At 68.3% G+C, this 1,802-nt stretch carries 2 protein-coding genes; both read right to left on the bottom strand.

Annotated elements, in window-relative coordinates:
* Positions 1-13: 13 nt before the first annotated feature.
* Positions 14-949, bottom strand: coding sequence for an acyl-CoA dehydrogenase family protein (locus WAN02_RS19675; protein WP_422265911.1), 936 nt, complete (start codon positions 947-949; stop codon positions 14-16).
* Positions 946-1,802, bottom strand: an 857-nt coding sequence (locus tag WAN02_RS19670) for an acyl-CoA dehydrogenase family protein (protein ID WP_422265910.1), incomplete at its 5' end; no start/stop codon positions are given. The genes WAN02_RS19675 and WAN02_RS19670, both read right to left, overlap by 4 nt.

Raw genomic sequence — 1,802 nt, 5'->3', positions numbered from 1 at the left:
TCGCCGGCGCGGCTCACGCCGATACCGGTCCCGAAAACAGCGTCTCGAACCCCCCGTCGCGGATGCCGGGCAGCAGCCGCATCGCGAGCACCTCGGTGCTGACCGGCAGCCGGATCAGCGGCTGCGTGTGCCGGTCGAGCACGCTGACGTCGGACTCGTCGCAGAAGCCCAGCGCCCCCAGTAACTGGTGCGCGGTGCGCAAGACTAGTCGTGCGGTCTCGCCGGCCTTGAGGCGGAGGATCAGTGCGTCAGCCGAACGCACCTGCGCCGGAACAGATTCGACTCGGCTGATGGTGTATTTGGCGAGCTCGTGAAGCCCGCGCGCCGCGACAGCGGCGTCGGCGACCGTGAAACGGACCGCCTGGAATTCCGCCAGCGGCTTGCCGAACTGCATCCGCGCCACAACGTGCCGTCGAGCGATCTCAAGGCACTGCTGCACCGCGCCGACGATCCGCCACGACCCCAGCGTCAGATGCAGATCGACGTCGGCGGCCGGCACCGTCCCGTCGGACGGGCCCAACGTCGCCGGAACCAGAAAGGGTCCGAGCTTGGCGGCGGTGCGCGACGACGGCTGCACCCGGTAGCGCGTGCCATCGAGGTCGGCGGCGATCCAGTCGCCGGCCAAGTCGCCGTGATCGATCCGGGGTGCTTCGGGATTCACCAAGGTGAGCCGGGCACCGTCGATCGCCAAGAGCTCCTCGACGAGCGGATAGGGGAGGGCAGTTGCGCCGGCAGCCTGGCAGAGCACGGCGGCGGCCAGCAGATCCTCGGAAGAGGATCGCACGTCGAGGTCGAACGCACCGAGGTCCGACAGTGCGGTCCGGGCGTTTTGGCGGAGCCGGTCGTCGGTCTCGGCCTGCAGAGCGGCCTGGGGTCCGCCGAACCGGACGAGCCGTTTGGCGGCGACAGCGGAGAACTCGGCAATATCTTCTGGCAGAGCGGTTTTCATCCGTGAGCTCCCAAGGTTTCCCGCGCGACGAGCATCCGCTGCACTTCGATGGTTCCGGACGCGACCGTGGCCGCCTGGGCGTAGCGCCAGTGGTCTTCGACAGCACCATGCAGCGCCGCCGACGAGCCACTGTCCAGCGCCGTCGGCCCGAGCACGTCGAACAGCAGCTCGGCCACTTGCTGGTCGCAGGTGGTGGTCGCGATGCGTGCGGCGCTGGCCGCGGCACCGGCTGACGGGTCGTCCTGCAAGGACACCGCGCGATAAGCCAGCAGCCGCGCGATCCGAAGGTCGATCAGTGCCCGCACCCAGCGCGTACGGATGGACTCGGGCAACTCGTCCCAGTTGTCGCCGAGTTCGGTTTGCATGCGGTCGAGCAATGACTCACACCGGGCGTAGCGGGCGATCCCGACGCGCTCGAAGGCAAGCGCTTCGCGCATCACCCGCCAGCCGTCGCCCAATTCGCCGAGGACCTCGTCGGGAAACACCTCGACACCGTCGAGAAAGACCTCGTTGAGGTGATGTGGCCCGAGCATCGAGCGGATCGGTCGCACGGTGATGCCGGCCCGGTCCATCGGAACCAGAAAGAGGCTGAGCCGATTGGCCTTCGGGGCCTTCGGGTCGGTGCACGCCGCCAGCACGCACCATGACGCCATCTGGGCGTAGGAGGTCCAGACTTTCTGCCCGGTGATGCGCCAACCGTCACCGTCGGGTACCGCGCGGGTCCGCAGCGACGCAAGATCCGTTCCGGCTTCAGGTTCGGAAAAGCCCTGACACCAGATCACCTCACCGGCAGCGATGGCGGACATGTGCCTGGCCTTCTGCTCGGCGGTTCCGTACCGCATGAGCGCGGGTC

It is taken from the genome of Mycobacterium sp., from assembly GCF_049281135.1.
In the GTDB taxonomy this organism is placed as follows: domain Bacteria; phylum Actinomycetota; class Actinomycetes; order Mycobacteriales; family Mycobacteriaceae; genus Mycobacterium.
The sequence above is the reverse complement of the archived record's forward strand: the minus strand, read 5'-3'. Positions and strand labels throughout refer to the sequence as shown.

Coding starts and splice junctions, on each gene's coding strand:
- WAN02_RS19675 (WP_422265911.1), bottom strand. CDS start 949: ATGAAAACCGCTCTGCCAGAAGATATTGCCGAGTTCTCCGCTGTCGCC.